This window comes from Kitasatospora sp. NPDC127067 (genome assembly GCF_042724755.1).
GTDB classification, from domain to species: Bacteria; Actinomycetota; Actinomycetes; order Streptomycetales; family Streptomycetaceae; genus Kitasatospora; species Kitasatospora lactacystinica.
This window is the reverse complement of the sequence record NZ_JBHXEM010000068.1, coordinates 1-21,107: the sequence shown is the minus strand read 5'-3', so window position 1 is coordinate 21,107 and position 21,107 is coordinate 1. Positions and strand designations below refer to the sequence as shown.

Annotated in this window: 10 protein-coding genes; 3 read left to right on the top strand and 7 right to left on the bottom strand. The window is 74.6% G+C overall.

What is annotated here, in order from left to right; genetic code table 11:
• Window positions 1-26: 26 nt before the first annotated feature.
• The 4 genes from ACFWJ4_RS25130 to ACFWJ4_RS25115 all read right to left on the bottom strand — a co-directional run bounded on the left by ACFWJ4_RS25130 (window position 27) and on the right by ACFWJ4_RS25115 (window position 15,515).
• On the bottom strand, window positions 27-722 hold the full coding sequence (locus ACFWJ4_RS25130) for a hypothetical protein (protein WP_380547179.1): 696 nt from the start codon (window positions 720-722) through the stop codon (window positions 27-29).
• Entirely contained in the window at window positions 685-1,734 is a 1,050-nt protein-coding gene (locus tag ACFWJ4_RS25125) for a GSCFA domain-containing protein (protein ID WP_380547177.1), read from the bottom strand. The genes ACFWJ4_RS25130 and ACFWJ4_RS25125 overlap by 38 nt, the downstream gene beginning before the upstream one ends.
• Before the next feature lie 177 nt (window positions 1,735-1,911).
• Window positions 1,912-11,370, bottom strand: coding sequence for an amino acid adenylation domain-containing protein (locus ACFWJ4_RS25120; RefSeq protein WP_380547175.1), 9,459 nt, complete (start codon window positions 11,368-11,370; stop codon window positions 1,912-1,914).
• Complete coding sequence (locus tag ACFWJ4_RS25115; protein WP_380547173.1) at window positions 11,370-15,515, bottom strand: amino acid adenylation domain-containing protein; 4,146 nt, start codon at window positions 15,513-15,515, stop codon at window positions 11,370-11,372. The genes ACFWJ4_RS25120 and ACFWJ4_RS25115 overlap by 1 nt, the downstream gene beginning before the upstream one ends.
• 429 nt (window positions 15,516-15,944) lie before the next feature.
• On the opposite strand from ACFWJ4_RS25115, the gene ACFWJ4_RS25110 reads away from it, so the two are divergent.
• Window positions 15,945-17,066: a hypothetical protein gene (locus ACFWJ4_RS25110; protein WP_380547171.1), complete on the top strand. Its 1,122-nt coding sequence runs from the start codon at window positions 15,945-15,947 to the stop codon at window positions 17,064-17,066.
• A gap of 137 nt (window positions 17,067-17,203) precedes the next feature.
• On the opposite strand, the gene ACFWJ4_RS25105 is transcribed toward ACFWJ4_RS25110, so the two are convergent.
• The gene (locus tag ACFWJ4_RS25105; protein ID WP_380547219.1) at window positions 17,204-17,461 is read right to left on the bottom strand and encodes an ABC transporter permease subunit; all 258 of its coding nucleotides are present in this window, start codon (window positions 17,459-17,461) and stop codon (window positions 17,204-17,206) included.
• Window positions 17,462-17,494: 33 nt separating this feature from the next.
• Here ACFWJ4_RS25105 and ACFWJ4_RS25100 point away from each other — a divergent pair, with 33 nt between their 5' ends.
• The gene (locus tag ACFWJ4_RS25100) at window positions 17,495-17,869 is read left to right on the top strand and encodes an FtsX-like permease family protein (protein WP_380547217.1); all 375 of its coding nucleotides are present in this window, start codon (window positions 17,495-17,497) and stop codon (window positions 17,867-17,869) included.
• Window positions 17,870-17,959: 90 nt separating this feature from the next.
• Here the strand turns inward: ACFWJ4_RS25100 and ACFWJ4_RS25095 are convergent, their stop codons facing one another.
• Window positions 17,960-18,424, bottom strand: coding sequence for a phage tail protein (locus ACFWJ4_RS25095; protein ID WP_380547170.1), 465 nt, complete (start codon window positions 18,422-18,424; stop codon window positions 17,960-17,962).
• A gap of 303 nt (window positions 18,425-18,727) precedes the next feature.
• Window positions 18,728-19,915 (bottom strand): cytochrome P450, encoded by a 1,188-nt coding sequence (locus ACFWJ4_RS25090; RefSeq protein WP_380547168.1) that lies wholly within the window; start codon window positions 19,913-19,915, stop codon window positions 18,728-18,730.
• A 391-nt stretch (window positions 19,916-20,306) separates the two neighbouring features.
• Here ACFWJ4_RS25090 and ACFWJ4_RS25085 point away from each other — a divergent pair.
• A partial coding sequence (locus tag ACFWJ4_RS25085; protein WP_380547166.1) for a glycoside hydrolase family 19 protein occupies window positions 20,307-21,107 on the top strand: 801 nt, incomplete at its 3' end.

Here is a 21,107-nt window from a genome sequence, read left to right as displayed (position 1 = left end):
TCCTGTGGTGGGGGGATTCGGTGTCGTCACAGCCCGCGTGCCAGCAGGTCCGCGAGGACCAGCCGGCCGAAGGCCAGGTTGCCGTGGATGGAGTCGTCGGCCTCGCACAGCTCGGGGCGCTGGAAGCCGTCCGGTCCGGTGGTGCGGGCCCGGAGGTCGACGAGCTCGACGCCGAGCGCGTCGAGCGCGCTTCGGACCGTTTCCTGCGCGGCCGTGAACACCACCGGGTCGGACTGCTCCGGTACGCGCTGCGGCGGCAGCACGGCCAGCACCCGCAGGCCGAGGCCGAGTGCGTGGCGGTAGAAGGCCAGCGCGTCGCGGACGGTGGCGCGGACGACGGCGTCGAACAGCGGCCCGGAGAGGAAGCCCGGGGCGAAACCGCCGTCGCGGCCACGGTGGAGGTGCCAGTTCTCCCGGGTGGCGACGAAGTGCGCGCTGAGGCCGAAGGTGGACACCAGGGGGACCGTGAGGTGCCCGAGGCCGTCCGCGTCCATGCCGGCCAGGAAGCCGCGGTAGTGGGCGTCGGCCTCGGCCTTGTGGAACACCACGTCGTGCCCGCGCGGCGCGAAGAAGTCGTCGGTGAACTCGCGCCCGGCACCGATCGGGCCGCCCTGGAAGGGGATCCGGGCGGCCTTCGCGGCTCGTCCGATCGGGCCGGCGTGCGAGTCGCCGAGCAGCAGGAACCTAGCGGGGGCGGTAATAGTCGAGGACGGCGTCGTCACAGGTGTCCACCCCCTTCGGTCCCGCGGCCGGCGTACCGGTTCGGACCGGTCGCGGATCCGCCGAGGGCCGCGACAGCCCGGCCATGAAGTGGCGCATCACGAAGTCGACGCCCTCGGAGGTCACTTCACGCAGGTTCGGCGCGTAGAACCTGCTCCGGAACGGGAGGCCGGTGATGAGTTCGTACGACGGGAAGTAGTCGACGTCGTCGAGGTCCTCGGTCAGCTGCCCGGCCACCGTCCGCAGCAGCGACTTGGCGTAGGTGTTGGCGGTGAGCGCGTGGCCGCCGGTCGCGGTCGCGGTCAGCGGAACCGGTGAGACGGTCAGCAGGACCCGCAGCCGCGGATTGGCCTCGCGGGCCAGTGCCACGGCGTCCGTCAGGTCGCGGCGGACCTCGTCGAAGGTGAACCGGTGGAGGACGTGGCGGTCCGGGTCGAAGGTGCCGCGCACGGTGCCGGGGCAGGACGGCAGGACGGTGCCGTCGGCGCGGTCCCGCCACGCCTCGGTCAGGCCCAGGGTGAAGATCAGGCAGCCGGCTTCCGTGACGGCCTCGCGGACGGCGGCGAGGGTCGTCCCCCGGGCCGCCAGCATCTCCTCGGCCGAGGCGTGGCCGCCGGGTTCGACGGACGGACGGCAGGGGTCGTGGTACCTGCCCTCGTCCAGCCACGCCCCGGTGGGCGGGTTCGTGCGGCCGAAGGCCCAGGAGAGCCACTGCCGCAGCACGGCGGCGGTGTAGATGTTTCCGGTGCGGAACGAGAACACCCCGTAGTGGCGGGCCCTGCGCTCCTGCTCGGTCAGCCCCGGCGGGGCCGGCTCCGCGTCGTACCAGTTCATGCCCCGCTCCAGCAGGGCACGGCCGATGTGCGCGGCGAAGCAGGACCCCGCGGTGAGGATCGGCTCGTCCTGCCCGATCGCGAACGCGGGCGTCCAGAGGTCGTCGATGGCGAGCGGGTCCGGCTCGGCCACAGCGGAGCGCCAGAACGAGCGCGCCGGTAGTGCCTGGTAGGGGTTCACGGGGGATGGTCTCCGATGGTCGGACGGCGGCGGTCGAAGGGGGCGCGGGTGCGCGACGGCTGAGGGGCTGGCGCTGGCGCGGACCGGGCCTGCGGCCGCTCCGGGCGACGCCGGGCGCCCCCGCCGGCGGTCCGGGCCCGATGCCGCCCGGACCGCCGGTGCGGGGAGCGCGCCGGATCACGCCCGGGGGCGGTCGACGCGGTCCCCGGGCGGGTCGTCCGACGCCTCGGCGATCGCCGCCGCCACCGCGTGCACATGCGGCGGGCGGACGATGCCGTAGTGCGTCGTGTCGAGCCGGTGCCAGGTGCTGGGTTCCGGGAGGTACGGACGCCACAGTTCCCGCTGCCGCTCCGGCGACCCCGCCCAGGGCAGCCCCTCCACCGGCCGCCCGGCCAGCCACAGCCGGCTGGGCGTGGCGCTCAGCATCGGCATCCGGTAGTCGGCCATGCTCCGCAGGTTGGCCCGGCAGCACCGGACCAGACGTTCGGCGTAGCCGTGGGCCGCCGGACCGGCCGGCACCGATCCGCCCTGGCCGAGCTCGTGCGCGAACACCGCCTGGAGCTGCGCGTCGTCGTACTCCTGGAAGAGCCCGCCGGAACCGGGCGGCGGCGGGTCGATCAGGTGGACGCCGTGGACCGGCCGGCCGATCGCCTCCGCCTCCGCGGCCATCCCCATCACCGCCCAGGCGCCGAAGGACCAACCGGCCAGGTGCAGCCGCCGGGTGCCGTCCGCGTAGCGCGCCCGCAGGGCGGCGGCGTAGCGGCGGGCCCGCTCGGGCAGTGTCCAGTCCGCGGTACCGGGCCGTTCCAGCGCGGGATCGGCGATCAGACAGACGGTCGGCCGGGGGCCCAGTGCCGACACCAGGGACCGGTAGGCCTGGATGTCGCCGCCGACCGGGTGCACCAGGCACAGCACGTCGGTTCCGGTGCCCTGCTGCCAGATCTCCGGAACCACGCCCTCCGTGGCGACGGCCCGGGCGTGTGTCGCCTCGGACAGCCGGGTCAGGATCTCGGTGAGGGAGACCCGGTGGCTGAGCCGTGACAGTTCCAGCTCGACATCGAAGTGACGTTTCACCAGGCCGATCACGTCGAGCAGGGTCAGCGAGTCGGCGCCCAGGTCGTAGAGCGGGGCGTCGGGATCGATGCGGTCGAGATCCAGCCAGTCGCACAGCCGGTCGCGGAGCAGGACGGCCGCGCTGCCGTCGGCCGTCTCGGCCGCCATGGTGCCTCCGGCGGACACCGGCGCGGTCCCGGCGGACGGCACCGTCCCAGTGGGCAGCGCAGGAGAGGGCGGCACGAGGGCCCCGGCGCCGGGCGCCGAGTAGAACGCGCGGGATGCGTGGAGGTCCGTGGTGGAGACCAGCACCTGCGGCAGTTGCAGTCCCATGGCCCGCGCGAACACCCGCTTGCCCTCGGCCACCGTCAGCCCGACCGACAGGTGCGCCCGGTGGCGTGCGTCGGCCCCCGGTGCGCGCAGCGCCATGCCGGCCTCGCTCCACACGTCCCAGTTCACGCCGAGCCGGACCGTGGTCCCGGCGTCACCGGACGACCGGTACTGGGCGAAGCCGTCGAGCAGGCTGTTGGCGGCCGCGTAGTCGAACTGGCCGACGCCGCCGAGCTCCGCGGACATCGACGAGCAGTACACCGCCACCGACGGCCGGTAGCGCTCGATCACCTGCTCGACCAGCAGGGCGCCCTGCAGCTTGGCGGCGGACGCCCGACCCACCGCCTCGGCGTCGCGCCGGGCGATCAGACCGCCGCTCGCCACCCCGACGGCGTGGATCACGCTGTCGAGACGGTCGGTGCGGCGGCCGATACGGGCCATCACCTCCTCGGGCGCCGACTCGGCGAGATCGGCTTCGACCAGCTCGACCCGGTCGGCCCAGGGAGTCAGCTCCTCCGGCAGCCGCGGACTCCTGGCCAGCAGCAGGACCCGGGCGCCGCCGTTCTCCAGCAGCCAGCCGGCGATGCTGCGGCCGATCCCGCCGGTGCCGCCCAGGACCAGGTGCACGCCTCCGACAGGCAGCCTGACGGGGCCCGGGCCGGCCGTGGACACCGGCAGCGTGACCTGTTCCCACCAGTGGCCCTGGCGCAGCGCCAGCCGGCGCGGAAGGGCGGCCGCGGCCGCCGGGGTCGCGGCCTCGGCCAGCAGTGCCGCCAGCGGTACGGCCCAGTGGGCGGGGTCCGCGGCGGGGACGTCGACCCAGTGGCCCGCCCCGGCTCCCTCCTGGGGCGCCACCTCGGCGGCACCGGCCAGCAGGCCCGCCTCCGGCCGCTCCACCGGGCCGTCCACCGGCCTCGCCCGGTACGACAGCCACCACGGCCTCAGCCGCAGTGGCCCGGCGGCGTCGGCCACGGCCCGCAGCAGTGCGGCCGGCGTGTCCAGACAGGCCCAGCGGGCCCGGGCCAGGCTGTCCCGGCCGACCGGGCCGCCGATCCCCAGCGGCAGCGCGTGCACCCAGTCGATGCCGTCCTCGCCCGCACCCGAACCTGTGCCCGTGCCCGGACCCGCCAGTGCGTCGAGAAGCCGACCGAGCGAGGCGGGGTCGGCCGGGTCGACCTCGTAGACGTCGTCGCCCAGCCGGGCGAACGCCCCGGCGGCACGGACCCGCACCACCCGGGCGTAGGCGGCCTCGAAGGCGCGGACCGCCTCCGGGGGCGCCGGTCCGTCCGTGAGCAGCACCATCGGCCGGGAGGTGCGCGAGCCGATCGCCGAGCCCGCTCGACGCAGCCGCGCCCAGTGCGGCTGGTGCAGCCAGGCGTCCTCCGGAAGGCGCCGCGGAACGTCGGCGGCGGCCGGACCGGCCGGGTCCGGGGCCGTCGGGACGGGGGCCGCCGTGGCGCGGGGGAAGTCGAACTCCGCCAGCTCGAAGGCCGGCGGCGGGAAGTCCCACGGTGCCTGGGCAGGGCCGGCGGGCCAGTCGATCCGCTCGCCGGACAGCCAGGCCGCGGCCGTCTCCTCGGCGGTGAGGCCTTCGCTCGAAACCGGTGCCCCGGTACGGACCTCCCCCGCTCCCGCGTCCGTGATCCGGCCCGCGCCGCGCAGCCAGGCCACGGCGGCGGAGGCGTCGGGGCAGGCCGCTGCCAGCCGTCGGCGGCGTGCGGGACGGCCCGCCTGGAGGTGGCGCAGCACCTGCGCATAGTCGGAGGGCCGGGCCTCCAGGTAGTCGGCGATCCGGGCGGCGTCGGCGCGCAGGCCCGCTTCGCTGCTGCTGGAGAGCAGCAGGCAGGGAGGCACGGGGGTGCCCGGTGCCGCGTCGCCCGCCGTCGGGCCGGCTGCGCCCGTCGTCCCGGGGGCCGGCCGGTCGGCCTCCAGGACCGCGTGGGCGTTGGTGCCGCCGATCCCGAAGCTGCTCACCGCCGCGATCCTGTCCCGGTCCGCGGGCCAGGGCCGGGCCTCGGTGGGGACGTAGAACGGCGTGGGGTCGGCGCCGAGCTGCGGATTGAGGGCGTGGAAGCCGACGTTGGGCGGGATCACGCCGTGGTGGACCGCGAGCGCGGCCCGTACCAGCCCGACCACGCCGGCCGCCGCGCCCAGGTGTCCTATCTGGCTCTTGACCGAGGTCAGCGCGCAGTGGCCGGACCGGTCCAGGTCGAAGGCCTGGCGCAGGGCGCCGACCTCGACCGGGTCGCCGAGCCGGGTGGCGGTGCCGTGGGCCTCGACATAGCCGAGGTCGGCGGCGCCGCGGCCGCTGCGGCGCAGGGCGGCGCGGATCACCTCGCGTTGCCCGGCTAGCGAGGGGGCGCTGTAACTCAGCTTGTCGGAGCCGTCGTTGTTCAACGCCGTGCCGGTGATCAGGGCGTAGACGGTGTCGCCGTCGCGTCGGGCCAGCCGGAGCGGCTTGAGCACCACCGTGCCGACGCCGCTCGCGCCGATGGTGCCGCTCGCGTCGTCGCTGAAGGGCCGGCAGCGACCGTCCACGGAGAAGATGTGCTGCGGCCGGTAGCGGTATCCGTCGGTCAGGGTCGGGTCGACCAGGACTCCGCCCGCCAGCATCACGTCGGCGTCGCCCTGGCGCAGCATCCCGGCGGCGACGTGGACGGCCACCAGCGAACTGGCGCAGGCCGCCTGGGTGGTGAAGGCGGGCCCCGTCAGCCCCAGGTGGTAGGCCGCCTTGGTGGCGAGGAAGTCCTTGTCGTGGTGCAGGGCCAACTGGAAGCCGTCGGGCAGGCGTTCGGGGTCGGCCTCGCGGAGCATGGACTGGAAGTAGGTGCTCTCACCGGCTCCGGCGACCAGGCCGACGCGCGCACCCGACGGGTCGGCGATCCCGGCGTGTGCCAGGGCCTCGACACAGCTCATCAGCAGGTGCCGCTGCTGGGGGTCCATCAGCCGGGCCTCCTGCCGGCCGATGCCGAAGTGGTCCGGGTCGAAGTCCAGGGGGCCGTCCAACTGGCTGCGCGCCCCGACCAGGCCGTCGGCGGCGTCGAAGTGCTCGATGCCGGTGCCGCCCGTGGTGACCATCCGCCAGAACGCGGCGAGATCGGACGCGCCCGGAAGCCGTACCGCCATGCCGACGACCGCGATCGGCTCGTCCAGGGCGATCGGGCCGGCGGTGGCGATCCGCCCGGCGGCTTCGGCCGGCGCCCCGGCAGCGGTGGCGGCGCGTGGGGATCCGCCGTCCGCGGCCGTTGCCGACCGGTCCAGGAAGTCGGCCAGCGCCCGTACGGTGACGTGTTCGAACAGGTCGGCGACGGTGAAGCGCAGGCCCGCTTCGGTGGTGCAGCGCAGCTGGAAGCGCATCAGGCCCAGGCTGGAGGCTCCGGCGTCGAAGAAGGTCTGCCCCGGGTCGATCGCCAGGCCGGTGACCGCCTCGAACGCCTCGGTCAGCAGGGCCTCGCGCGCCGACAGGCCGGCGGCGCGGGCCGTCGGGCGGCGCAGTTCGCGCCCCGCGGAGCGCAGCGCGCCCCGGCGGTCCAGCTTTCCGCTGGGGGTCCTGGGCAGCTCCCCCATCACCCGGAAGCGGGCGATCCGGACGTGGCCGGGCAGCATCGGCGCCAGGTGCGCGGTGAGGTCCTCGACCGTGGGCGCCTCCCCGCGGCATTGCAGGCAGGCCACCAGTTCCTCGCCGTCGCGGACCACCACGGCGTTGACGACGGCCGGGTGCCGCAGCAGGGCCGCCTCGACCTGTCCCGGCTCCAGCCGGTGTCCGCTCAGCTTGATCTGGTCGTCGTCCCGGCCCAGGAAGTGCAGCCGGCCCTGCCGGTCGAAGCGGGCCCGGTCGCCGCTGCGGTAGCACAGGCCGAGGCCGGGCAGCTCGACGAAGCGCGCGTCGTTGAGCGCCGGGTCTCCCAGGTAGCAGCGCGCCGCCATGGTGCCGCCGATCAGCAGGGTGCCGGCGCGGCCGGGGGGAACGGGCTCGTCGGCCTCGTCGACCACCGTGAGCACCGCGTTGGCCACCGGCCGGCCGATGGCGGGACGCTCCGGCCACAGGGCCGGATCGCCGTCCAGGCACAGGCTGCTCACCACGTGCGTCTCGGTCGGGCCGTAGTGGTTGAACAGCCGGGCGCCCGGCAGGCCCGCGAACCAGCGGCGGATCGCCTCGGTGCACACCAGCTGCTCGCCGGCGGTGACCACCTCCCGCAGCCGCGAGGGGTAGCGGCCCAGGTGGACGCCGTGCTCGGCGAGGAGCTGGAGTGCCACGTAGGGCATGAAGACGCGCTCCGCACCGGCCGTCTCCAGCTGCTCCAGCAGCGCGGGGGCGTCCTGCCGCCAGCCGGGCCGGACCAGGTGCAGGCGGCCGCCGCCGCACAGCGTCCCGAAGACCTCCTGGAAGGACACGTCGAAGGAGAGCATGGAGAACTGCTGGGTGGCCGCCGGGGCCGCCAGTCCTCCCGACTCCGCCTGCCACTGCAGCAGGTTGCACAGGGTGCGGTCGGACACCTGAACGCCCTTGGGGACACCGGTGGATCCCGAGGTGAACAGGGTGTAGAGCGGTCGGGCCCCGCGGTGCGCCGGGGCGGCGGGCGCGGCGGTGGGTGCGGCCGCCGCGGTGGCGGGTGACAGCACCACCGGGTGGCGCGCGACGCGGCCCGGGTCGACCGCGTCGAACTCCGGGTCACCGCCCGGGGGCAGCAGCACGCACAGCGGCTCCACCTGGTCCAGCACCTGGCGGCGCAGGGCCGGTGGATAGGACGGGTCGAGCGGCACGATGGTCACGTTGAGCCTGGCCAGCGCCAGCAGCGCCACCACGTGCTCGACCGACGGCCCCAGGTGCAGCGCGACGCAGCACGGGCGGTCGTCCCCGTCCGGCAGCGGGTGGGCGGCCCGCAGCTCGGCGGCGAGCGCCGCCGCGTGGGCGTCGAGTTCGGCGTAGCTCACCCGTCGGCCGTCGGACATCAGGGCCGGTGCGTCGGGTGTGCGGGCGACCTGCCGGGCGAAGCCCTCGGCCACCGTCGTCCAGGCCGGCACCGTCGGGGCGCCGCGACCGGGTTGCGGCAGTGCGCGGCGGTAGGGTGCCGCGAGCTCGGCCGGGGTCGCCGTCCCGCCGTCGGCCAGCAGGTCCAGGCCCCGCCGGAACAGGACCGCCATCGCCGCCACCTCGGCGGCGTCGAAGCGGTCGTCGGCGTACTCCCACAGGCAGTCGAGACCGCCCTCGCGCTCGACCACGGACAGCGTCATCGGGCACTTGGCCTCGGCCGGGGCCCACCACAGCGGGCGGGCGGCGCAGCCGGGCAGGGCCAGCGCACCGAAGTCGGTGTTCTCCAGGACGAACAGGTAGTCGAACGGGGAGTCGCCCCGGGCCGGCTCCCGGTCGGCCAGGACGTCGGCCAGCGCCACGTCCTGGCGGTCCAGCACCCGGCGGGCTTCGGCGCCCAGGCGCAGCAGCTGGCCGCGCAGCTCCTCGCGGGGCGCGACGGCCTGCGGCAGCAGCACGGTGTTGGCGAACATGCCGACGCTGCCCTCGAACTCCTGGACCGGCCGGTTGGCCACCGGTGCGGCGATCCGCGGCCTGGCCGCGCCGGTCACCCCGTACAGGCTCCAGGCGAAGACACCGAGCAGCAACTCGAAGCGGGTCATGCCCAGTTCGGCGCAGATCCGGTCCACGGCGGCGCGCCGCACGACGTCCAGCGAGGTGTGCAGCAGGCCGGCCCGGGAGAAGGGCGGGGCTCCGGCCGGGTCACCGGGCTCGTGGTCCACTGCCTCCTCCGACCGGGCGTAGTGGGCCCGCAGTTCGGCGCGCTGGGCCTGGTAGGCGGGGCCGGCGAACCAGTCGGCCTGCCAGGCGGCGTAGTCCAGCGGGGTGGGCACCGGGGCGGTGTCCGTCCGCCGCGAGGCCTCGGCGGCGCCGCCGAGGGCGTGCCGGTAGCCGGACGACAGGTCGTTCAGCAGGACGTTGAGCGACCAGCCGTCGACCGCGATGTGGTGCAGATGGAGCAGCAGCACCCCTCCCCCGTCCTGCGGCAGCCAGCGGGCGCGCAGCATCCGGGGGCGGGCCAGGTCGAACGGCACGGCGAAGAAACGTTCCGCCATGGCGCGCGCACCGTCCTCGCCGCTGGCGCCGACCACCCTCGCGCCGGGTCCGGCCCGCAGGCCGGGTTCGGTCCCCGGGCCGGGTCCGGTCCACGGGTCGTACGGGTCCCCGACCAGCTGGCGCAGGCCCTCGGGCGCGGCCTCGAAGGCGGTGCGCAGGGCCGCGTGGAGCCGCACCAGCTCCCGCAGCGAACCGCGCAACGCCTCGGTGTCGACCGGGCCGTCCAGGCGGAAGGCCAGTTCCACCGCGTAGGCCCGGGAACGCGGCGCCCGCTGCTGCAGCAGCCACAGGCGCTGCTGCTCGCTGGTGGCGGACGCCGAGCGTGCCCGGGTCGGCGCGGGCGGCACCGGGTACGGCGAGTCGGCGGCTCCGGCCTCCGCCACCGCCCGGGCGATCCCCGCCACGTCCCCGGTCAGCACGCGGGCCTGGGGCAGTTCGCAGCCCCAGCGCCGGCGCACCTCGAAGCGCAGCCGCAGCGCCTTGAGCGAGTCGCCGCCGGAGGCGATCCAGCGGTCGTCCAGCCGCAGGTCCGGCACCCCGAGCACCTCGGCCGCCAGGGCCAGCACCTCACGCTGCCGCGCGGTGACGGCCGCGGCGCCCGGACGGTCGCCCTCCGGGCCGCGCCAGGGCCGGTCGTTGCGGCGCAGCAGGGCGGCCCGGTCGACCTTGCCGTTGGCGTTCAGCGGGAGCGCGTCCACGAGGTGGATGTGATGGGGCCTCATGTAGCCCGGCAGCCCGGCCGCCAGATGGCGGTCGAACTCCTCGAACGGGACCTCCTCCCCGAGCACGACGTACGCCAGCAGCTCGTTCGGGCCGTCCTCCCCGAGCCTGCGGGTGCACACGTACGCCTGCCGCACCGCCGGATGCGTGACGATCTGCCGCTCCAGCTCGCCGGGCTCGATCCGGAAGCCGCGGACCTTCACCTGGCGGTCGGCGCGTCCGACGTACTCCACCAGGCCGTCGGCGTCGGCGCGCACCAGGTCGCCGGTGCGGTAGTGCGTCGTGCGGCCGTCGTCGTACCAGGGCAGCCGGACGAACCGGCGCTCCGTCTCCTCGGGCAGCTTGCGGTAGCCGGCCGCGAGACCGGCACCGGACAGATGGAGTTCGGCCACCTCCCCGGGCGCCGCGACCCGATCGCCGTCCGGGGCCACCAGCACGGCCCCGGTCCGCGGCAGCACCCGTCCGATCGGCACCAGGTCCCCGTCGAAGTCGCGCGGGATCGGGTGGCACAGCGCGAAGGTGGTGGCCTCGGTGGGGCCGTAGACGTTGTGCAGCCGGGTGGGGGCCGCCGCGTTGTGCCGGTACCAGCGGCGGATCAGCCGGGCGTTGAGCTGCTCCCCGCCGACCAGCAGCTGTCCGACACCGGCGAAGCAGGACGGCTCCGTGTCCACCACCGCGTTGAACAGGGCCACCGTGACGAACGCCGTGTCGATGCGCTCCCGCAGCAGGGCGGCGGCCAGCCGGTGCGGTGTCTGGACGGCCTCGTCACCGAGGACGACGCAGCAGCCGCCGGTCAGCAGCGGCACCCAGACCTCGAAGCTCAAGGCGTCGAACGCCGGATTGGACAGGCAGGAGTAGCGGGCTCCCTGCTCGATGCGGATGTACCCCGGGCTCGCCAGCCGCAGGATGCCGGCGTCCCGCACCTCGACGCCCTTGGGGCGGCCGGTCGTGCCCGAGGTGTAGAAGAGGAAGGAAACCGGCGCCCCGGTGAAGACCGCCTCCCGGTCGCCCGGTCCGGCCGCGAGCAGCGCCGCCGCCGCCAGCGGGCGCACCCGGCCCGGCAGGTCGCCGGGTGCCGTCCCGCCGTGGACCACGGCCACGCTGGACGAGTCCGTCAGGATGTGGCGTCGGCGTTCCGCCGGGCTCTGCGCGTCCAGCGGGACGACCAGGGCACCGAGCCGCAGGACGCCCAGCATGACGCAGACCAGCTGCCAGGAGCGCGGCAGGCAGACCGCCACCGCCTCGCCGGGGCGGACGCCGGCACGGCGCAGCCCGTGTGCCACCGCCGCGGCGGCGGCCTCCAGGCCCGTGTAGTCCAGCCGGACGTCGCCGTCGACCAGCGCGACGGCCCGGGGGGTGCGCAGGGCCTGCTCGTGCACCGCCAGGGCGAGGCCGGTGGCCGGGGGCGTGACGGGGGCTGCGCTCACGGCGCTCTCGGCGGGCATCAGGCCTCCCCGACGGGCGCGGCGGACACGCCGGACGCGGCGGACGGCTGTCCGGGTACGGGATCGGCCGGGGCGGGCGGGGGCACCGGATGGCGGTCCAGCTCGGCCGCGATCAGCTCGGCGATCCGGGGCACCGCCGCGCTCTCCAGCAGGTCCCAGTGGCCGCCGGCGACCGGCTCGACCAGCAGGCCGCCGCCGGCGCGCCGCTGCCAGAACGCGCGTACGGCATGCGCCGGTTGCTCCTCCTGTTCCCGGTTCGCGTTCCCGCCGGCCGATGCGTCCCCGGCGGCCTCGACCAGCACCAGCCGGGCCGGTGAGGGCGGCGTCCGGTAGTCGCGGGCGGTCATCCGGTTGTGGTTGTAGATGCGGAAGTACCGGTCGATCTGCTCGTCCTCGATCCCCGGGTACATCCCGTTGAACCTGATGAGCTTGTCGCGGAACTCGGTCATCGGCACGGGCTCGATCGAGGCGAGCTGCTCCGTGTCCTCGGTTCCGTGGGTGTCGAGCAGCACCACGCTGAACCGGGTGTGCCCGGCCCGGGCCAGTCGGCGCCCCATCTCGTGGGCGACCAGGCCGCCGTAGGAGAGCCCGCACAGCACCAGCGCCTCGTCCGGACGGGGGTCGACCAGCGCCAGGTACTGCTCCGCCATGGCCTCGACCGTGGGCAGCGGCGTCTCCCCGGGGTTGATCCCGGGCGACTGCACCCCGAGGACGCCGACCCGGTCGGGCAGCGCCGCGGCCAGCGGCAGATAGCAGAAGGCGGTACCGCCGGCCGGGTGGACGCAGACCACCCGCTGTCGTCCGTCCCCCCGGCGGAACTCGACCAGATTGCCGTCCAGTGCGCCCGACGCCCCCGCCCGGAGCCGTTCGGCCAGGGCCTCGATGGTCGGGTTCTGCACGAGGTCGCGGATCGGCAGGGTCTCGCCGAACTCCTCACGGACGGCCAGGGCCACCTTGATGGCGGATATCGAGGTGCCGCCCAGATCGAAGAAGTTGTCGGATATCCCGATGCCGGGGTGGAGCAGCACCCGCCGCCAGATGGTGTGCAGCGTCATCTCCACGTGGTCCCGCGGGCTCGCCGTGTTGACCCGGGCACGGGTCGCGGAGCGGGCCGCGTCCAGCAGCGCGGCGCGGTCCGGCTTGCCGCTGCGGTTGAGCGGCAGCCGCGGCAGTTCCACGAAGAGCGCGGGGATCATGTAGTCCGGCAGCCGCCGCGCCAGGGCGGCACGCCACTCGTGCGGTCGGCGCGGCTCCGCGTCGCCCCGGCCCAGGCCCGCCACCAGGCGCAGCTCGCCCGCGGCGTCGCGGTCGGCCAGCACCGCCGCCTCCCGCACGCCGGGGAGGGCCAGCAGCGCGGCCTCGACCTCCCCCGGTTCGATCCGGAAGCCGCGCAGTTTGACCTGGTCGTCGCCGCGGCCGAGGTACTGGGCGTTGCCGTCCGGAAGCCAGCGGGCGAGGTCCCCGGTGCGGTACAGGCGTTCACCGGGCGCGAAGGGGTCGTCGACGAAGCGCTCGGCGGTCAGGTCCGGACGGTGCAGGTAGCCCCGGGCCAGGCTCGCCCCGCCGAGGAAGACCTCGCCGGTCACCCCGGTCGGCACCGGCCGGAGCCGCCGGTCGAGCAGGTAGAGGCGGGTGTTGTCGAGGGGGCGGCCGATCGGGCACGGCCGGTCCAGCGGCCGCGGGTCGGTGTAGGCGGTGCTGTACAGCGTCGCCTCGGTGGGCCCGTAGCCGTAGCAGACGCGCAGGCCGGGCAGTGCCTGCTGGATGCGGTGCAGCGCCTTCTCCGGGAGGGACTCCACCCCGGTCAGCAGCTGACGGAGCACCAGCCCGTCCAGGCGCGCCTCGGGGTCCTCGTCGATCCACGTGACGTAGGACGGCGGCAGGAAGGCCTGCACGACGCGGTGCTCGCGCATCCAGCCCAGCAGTTCCTCCGGGTCGCCGCGCAGCTCGTCGGGGACCAGGTGCAGCACGGCGCCGGTGGTGAGCGGCATCAGCAACTCGTGCACCGAGGCGTCGAATCCGATGCTCGACCAGGCGGAGGCCGCCTCGCCGGGGGTGGCCCCGAAGCGCGCCAGCCAGGTGTCGAAGAGGTTGAGGACGCTGCCGTGGGTCACCGCCACGCCCTTGGGGCGGCCGGTGGAACCGGAGGTGTGGATGACATAGGCGAGCTGCGACGGCCCGACGGCGATCCCCGGTGCGTCGTCGCGCTCCGTCTCGGCCTCGACCGCCCGCACCGGCTGCCAGTCCCCGGGCGGCACGTCGGCGTCGCTGAGCACCAGGGCCGGCGCCGCGTCCTCGACCATCGCGGCCAGCCGCTCGACCGGCTGCCCCGGGTCCAGCGGCAGGTAGGCGGCGCCCGCCTTGAGGATGCCGAGGACGCCCACCACCAGCTCGGTCGAGCGCCCGGAGTGCAGGCCGACGACCTGGTCCGGGCCGACGCCGCGGGCGATCAGCGCGTGCGCCAGCCGGTTGGCGCGGCGGTCGAGCGCGGCGTAGTCGAGCCGCTCCCCCTCCCGGACCAGGGCCGGAGCGGTGGGGCGGGTTCGGACCTGGGCCTGGAAGCGTTCGACCAACCCGGCCGGGGCGGTAGCGGCGGGCGTCACCGACCCGTCGGCGCGGTCCTCCCGGTCCTCCCGGTCCTCCCGGTCCTCCCGGTCGTCCTGGCAGGTGCCGTCGTCCCGGTGGGCCCGGTCGGCGCCGCTCCATTCCGACAGCACCCGGCGGCGCTCCTCCTCGTCCATGAGTTCCAGCTCGTCCACGCCCAGGTCGGGCCGGTCGACCAGCTGGGCCAGCACCCGGAGCAGATAGCCCGCGTAGCGCTCGGCCGTCGGGTGGTCGAACAGCGCGACGGCGTAGTCCAGATGGCCGACCACCCGGCCGTCGTCCTCCTCCGCGAGCGACAGGGCCAGGTCGAACTTGGCCCCGGCGTACGGGATGCCGAGCGGCTCGACCTCGATCCCGGGCAGGTCCAGCAGGCCCTTCCGGGAGGGCTGCCAGGCGACCATGGTCTGGAACAGCGGGGTGTGGGCGGTGCTGCGCGGCGGGTTGATCAGCTCCACCACCTGCTCGAACGGCAGGTCCTGGTGCTTCAGGGCGGCCCGCAGCGCGCCGCGCACCTGCTTCAGCACGGCCGACCCGGTCGGCGAGTCCGCCAGGTCGACCCGCACGGCCAGGGAGTTGACGAAGAATCCGATCAGGTCGGAGAAGGTGCCGCGGCGGCGGTTGGCCGTCGGGACGCCGACGACGATGTCGCTCTGCCCGGTCAGCCGCGACAGCACCACGGACCAGCCGGCCAGCACGGCTGTGAACAGGGTCCCGCCCTGCTGGCGCGCGAGCGACGTGAGGGCGGTGCCGAGTTCCCGGTCGATGGAGAGCGGCACCCGGCCGCCGCGGTGGTCCTGCTCCGGCGGTCGGGGGCGGTCGGTGGGCAGTTCGAGCAGGGCCGGGGCGCCGGCGAGGGCTTCCCTCCAGTGGGCGGCCTGCACCGCCGGTTCGTCCCCGCACGCCCACTCCCGCTGCCAACGGGTGTAGTCGGCGTACTGCAGGGGCAGCGGCGGCAGCGGGGAGTGCGCGCCGTCACGGAAGGCCGTGTACAGCGTTCCGAGTTCGCGCAGCATCACGGTCATGGACCAGCCGTCGAAGACCGCGTGGTGCAGGGTCAGCAGCAGCACGTGGTGCCGCTCGGCCAGGACGATCAGACGGCCGCGCGCCAGCGGGCCGCGGACCAGGTCGAAGGGCGTGTCGGACTCCGCGCGCTGCAGGGCGGTGACGCGCGCCCCGGCGTCCGGGAGCCCGGTCAGGTCGTCCACCGCGAGGGTGTAGCCGGAGTCGGGCGGACCGATCAGTTGGTGGAGGCCGTCTCCGTCGGTGACCAGCCGGGTGCGCAGGACCTCGTGCCGGGAGACCAGTTCGTCGAGCGCGCGGGCGAGCACCGCCCGGTCGAGGGTTCCGCGCAGGGTGAAGGCCAGGGTCTCGTTGTACGCGGCGTTGGCGCCGTCCAGCTGGGACAGCGCCCAGAGCCGCTGCTGTCCCGGCGCGGGCTCCGGGAGCCGGACCCCGGCCGCCGCCGGGGTGTCGGCCCCGCACGCGGAACGCGTGTCCGCCTGGTCGGTGGTGGTGCCGTGGGGCTCGTACGTCTCCGACAAGGCCAGACCTTTCCTGGGGGAGGGCCGTTGCAGGGATCGACGGCGCGGTGGCGGTGCGTGGGGGGAGCGGCCGGTGACCCCGGTGGTACGGATCGGATCGCCAGGGCCGAGGCCCCCGATCGGATCGCTCGGGTCGCTTCGAACGCGCGCGGAACCCCGGGGTGACGGACGGTCGGCATCCGTTGGAGCTCGGGCGGTCCAGGGCGGCCCACAAGGGTGCCCGTGAAGCCGGCGGTGACGACGTGCAGTGGATCACCGCCTCTGGATGCATAGTTAAGATGACTAATTCGGCCGGGGCAAGAGCTTGGATCTTCTTCCGCTGTCCGTCCGCGCGCCCGCCGTCACCGGAGCACAGCGGTTCGCCACCGGAGCACGCCGCCCGTCCATCGCGTTGCCCGCACGAGCCGCGATCAAGGATGATGCTCCGCCGTGACGTACCTCATCCTCGGCGTGCTGGGCATGCTCGCCCTCGCCGCCGTCCTCAGGTTCCGCAGGAACAGGGCACGGAACTGGGCCCGGGCCGAGTTCGACGCGCCCACGTACGGCATGGCCCCCCGCGACCGGCTCGACCCCGGCCGCGCCGGTCCGCCACCGCCCCCGCACCTCCGCCAGGAGTGCCTGGCGATCGCCGAGGCGGCCTGGGCCGGGGACTGGAGGCCGGCCGCCGCGTACGTCGAGGCCGCCGGGCAGGACTGGGACGAGCGCTGGTACCGACTCGACCTGCTGGACTCCATCGCCGACCGGAACGACAGCTGGCTGAAGACCTGGCGCGCGGCCGAGCCGGGCAACTGCGACGCGGCCACCCTGGAGGCCGGTCGGATGGTGCAGGCGGCCTGGACGGTCCGCGGCTCCCGGGACACCCACAAGGTGCCCGAGGAGGCCATGCTGACCTTCCGGGCCATGCTTCCCGCCGCCGTCGAGGCCGCGAAGCGGGCCGCCCTCCTGGCCCCCGCCGACCCGGGCCCCTGGGTCGTCATGGTGACCGCCGCCCGCGGCGCGCAGTACACGCCCAAGCACTTCGAGGAGCTGTGGCGCGGGCTGGTCGAGCGGGCGCCGTTCCACTACGAGGGCCACTGGCAGGCCATGCAGTACTGGTGCGCCAAGTGGTCCGGCTCGGACAAGAAGATGCTGGCCTTCGCCAAGCGGGCGCTCAGGAAGGCCCCGACCGGCAGCCCGCTGCCCGGCCTCTACCTGCAGGCGCTGTACGAGCTGGAACTGCGCGGCACCCTCGGCACCACGCTGGCCGGCGAACTGGGCAGGGACCCGGTGCGCAAGGTCGCGGCCGCGCTGGCCCGGGTCCGCCCGGACCACGACCGGCTGCCGCACCTGCGGCACCTGCTCGCCCACTACGCGGGCATCGCCGGGCTCCACCGCATCGCCCTGGAGCAGTTCCGGGCGGTCGGGCCGTGGTGCGGCAGCCCGCCGTGGACCCGCACGGAGGACCCGGCGCTCGCCTTCGACCTCGCCCGCGGCGCCGCCGTACGGCTGTCGGGCGCGAAGCCGACGCCGGCCCTGCTGCGGCCGAAGGCCGGGCCACGGGACAGCGCATAGGGATCCGGGAGGACATGGCGGTCGAGCCACGACCGTCCAGCGACCACCGACGGAGGAGGCCGCCCCCGCCTTCCGGCGGAAACGGCCTCTGACCTGCGAGGAGCCGGCCGGGACGGCAGGCCCCGGCCGGCGCGCGCTCAGCGCCGGAGCACCTGGCGGGCCAGCCAGTTGCCGAGCAGTTGCGCGATCTGCACCAGGACGATGAGGATCGCCACCGTCACGACCATCACCGTGGTGTCGAAGCGCTGGTAGCCGTAGGTGATGGCCAGGTTGCCGACCCCGCCGCCGCCGACCGTCCCGGCCACCGCCGAGAAGTCGACCAGCGCGACCAGGACGAAGGTCAGCCCCAGGATCAGCGGGCCGAGCGCCTCGGGGACGAGCACGGTGAGGATGATCCGGCCGGGGCCGCCGCCGGATCCGGATTCGCCCTGCTCGCCGTCCTGCTGACGCTCTTCCGGGCCGTGCCCGACCGCACCGCCGTGCTCGCCCGACTGCGCACCATGGGAATGCGGCCCCGGCAGGGGCTGGCACTGATCATGACCGAGGCGCTGCCGCAGACCCTGGCCGCGGCCGTCGGCGGCGGCCTGGTCGCACTGGCGGCGGTCGCCCTGCTGGGCGGGGCCTTCGACATCTCGACGCTGGTCGGCGCCAAGGTCGGGGATGTCGTCGTCCCCGTGCTGATGCCGGTGCTGCTGCCCACCGCCGGCCTGGCCCTGCTGGTCGGGCTCGGGGTGGTGGTGGAGACACTGGTCGCCGGCCGGCACCGGATCGCCACCGAACTGCGGGCGGGTGAGCAGTCGTGACACCGGGAGCAGCCGGGACCCCCGGTCGACGCCCGGCTGCTCCGGTCCTGGGGGCCGGGGGCCGGGCCGCCGGACGCGGGGGTGCCTCGGTCAGTACTCGTTCTTGACGACGAAGAACGAGCCGCGGATGACACCGGCGAGCTTCGACTTCTGCCGGGCGAACTTGAAACGGGAGGCGAGCTCCTCCGGGATCTCCATCCCCTCGGAGAGCTTGAACCCGACCGCCCGCTTCTTGGCGTCGCCGACGGTGTACATCACATTGATCGACAGCCCGCTCTCGTAGAAGACATAGGCCATGCGGATGTCCTCGACCTGAAAGGCCGTGGCCTCCAGCGGGCGGGACGAGATGACGATGTCCCGTTCCTCCTTGAGGATCCGGTGCACCCAGTCGACGGCCTCCCGGGCGTCGCCGGCCGGCTCCACCGTGAAGACGTGGTCGTACTTGTTCCTGAAATAGCGGGCCTCGTTCGCCCGCAGACCGGCCAGCGCCTCCGCGACGGGTGAAGACTCCAGACCGACGGTCGAGACGGTGTCGAAATCCACGGTATAGGTCATGGCGGGTTCTTCCTCGTCGGCGTCGGTGGATGGCGGACGCCCCGGCACCCGCGCCGGAACGAGTGCTGCCTCGTCCCGCGTCCCACGTCCCGCTCCGAGCGCTGGTCGCCGTGGACCGGGATGCCGTCGGCTCCCGCCAGTATGCGGGCCGGGTGGGGCTGGTTCCAGGTCCTGAAGGTGGTGTCGCGCCCGGTGAAGCCGTTCTCCGACCTGCCGGGACGGTGCGGCCGAGGCGCCGGAGGCCGCGGCGGACGTCCGTCGCACCGTGCCCGGCGCCGCCCTGGTTCCCGTCGACGTCACGGGTCACCAGGTGACGGGCAGCGCGTCGAGACCGTAGACCTCGTTGTTGACGCGGTAGGGCACGTCGTCGGCGGGACACGCGAGCGCGAGACCGGGCAGTCGCCGTAGGAGCGCGGGCACCGCGATCCGCAGTTCGGCGCGGGCCAGCGGCGCGCCGAGGCAGTGGTGCGCACCGTGCCCGAAGGCCAGGTGCGACACGGGTGTGCGTGCGATGTCGAAGCGGTCCATCCCGGCGCCGAGCGCCGGGTCGCGGTTGGCCACCGGCAGTTGACAGACGACCTGGTCACCGGCCTTGATCGGGACGCCGCCGACCTCGGTGTCGCACCGCGCGGTCCGGGCCAGCGCGGTGCTGGACACGGACAGGTACCGCAGCAGTTCCTCGACGGCGGTGTCGATCACCGGATCGGCCTCGGTGGCGTCGCGCAACCGGTCGGCCTGCTCCGGGTGCGACAGCAGGGCGAGCACGCCCAGGCCGATCGTGTTGGACACCGTGACGTGGCCGGCGAGCAGCAGCAGCTCGCAGACGCCGACCAGTTCGGAGTCCGACACCGCGCCGCCGTGCTCCCGGACGAGCATGCCGATCATCCCGTCGTCCGGGCTGCGCCGCTTCTCCGCCACCAGGGAGGCCATGTACGCGTGCGATTCCCGGCCGGCCGCGAGCCGTTCCTCGATGGGGAGCCCGAGATCCAGCGTGGTACGGGACCAGCGGTGGAACTGCCCCTGGTCGGGGTCGGGAACGCCGAGCATCGCGCAGATCACCCCGAGCGGCAGCGGCAGGGCGAAGTCGGCCATCAGGTCCGCCGCGGGACCCCGCGATTCCATGGCGTCGATCAGCTCGCCGACCAGGGTGCGGATCATCGGCTCCAGTGAGCGGATCCGCTTCCCGGTGAACTCCGGCGTCAGGACGTGGCGCAGCCGCGTGTGCTCCGGCGGGTCCATGTTGAGGAGCTCGTTCGGCAGGACCGGAGCGCGTTGCGGGTCGTACATCGCGAACGTCTCCTGGTCGGCCAGCACGCGCCGCACGTCGGCGTGCCGGGTGACGAGCCAGTACTCACCGAGCCGGTGCAGCCAGAAGTCCTGGACGCGCCGAACCCGGTCCCCGCGCTGGGCCTCACCCAGTGCCGGGCCCGGGCCGAGCCCGTCGCGACGGTAGAAGATCGAGATCGGCGGCACTTCCTGCTGCTCGCTCATGGAACCTCCCGTGATCGCCCGATACCCAGTTGCCGATACCCACGTGCCGATACCGCCTTCCCGATACCCCGGTGCTCGTGCCGCTGCGCGCTTCGGCCTCGGTCCTGTGCGGCGCGCGGGGGCGCGGAGACCTCGAACCCAACCCCTCCCCCGAGCCGGAGCCGCCCCCTGCCCCTGTTCCCTCCCCGGCCGTTCCGCGGGGTGCGTCTTTTTCCGGAAACCCCTTGACAGGTATAGACCATTCCGCTTGAGTCTGGGTCAGCCCCGCACCGGCCCGCACCCCGGTCGGCCCGTCCCCCACGACGTGCCCCACCCGCGGGGCCCGGCTCCCCTGCCCCGACGTCCCTACCTCCACGACCGTGCGGCCCCACACCGCACAAGGGGTGATCAAGTGTCCACGAAACGCCTGCTCGCACTGCTCTCCGCCGTCGCCACGGCACTGGCGGTGGTCCTGCTGCTGCCCGCGGCCAACGCCAGCGCCGCCGTCTGCGCCACGCCCTGGAACTCCTCGGCCGTCTACACCGGCGGCGCCGCCGTCTCCTACAACGGCCACAACTGGCTCGCCAAGTGGTGGACCCAGAACGAGCCGCCCAGCACCGGAGGCTCCGGCGTCTGGTCCGACCAGGGCGGCTGCGGCACCGGCCCGACGACGACCCCGACCCCGACCGCCACGCCGACGCCCACGTCCACCGGCACGCCGAACCCGAGCGGCTTCCCGGTCAGCCAGGCCCAGTTCGACCAGATGTTCCCGAACCGGAACCCCTTCTACACCTACCAGGGCCTGATCGACGCCCTCACCGCCTACCCCGCCTTCGCGGCCACCGGCAGCGACACCGTCCGCAAGCAGGAGGCCGCGGCCTTCCTCGCCAACGTCAACCACGAGACCGGCGCGCTGGTCTACGTGGTCGAGCAAAACACCGCCAACTACCCCCACTACTGCGACACTTCACAGCCGTACGGCTGCCCGGCCGGCCAGGCCGCCTACTACGGGCGCGGCCCGATCCAGCTGAGCTGGAACTTCAACTACAAGGCGGCCGGCGACGCCCTCGGCATCGACCTGCTGCGCAACCCCAACCTGGTGCAGACCGACCCGGCCGTCGCCTGGAAGACCGCGCTCTGGTACTGGAACACCCAGAACGGGCCGGGCACCATGACCCCCCACAACGCGATCGTCAACGGCTACGGCTTCGGC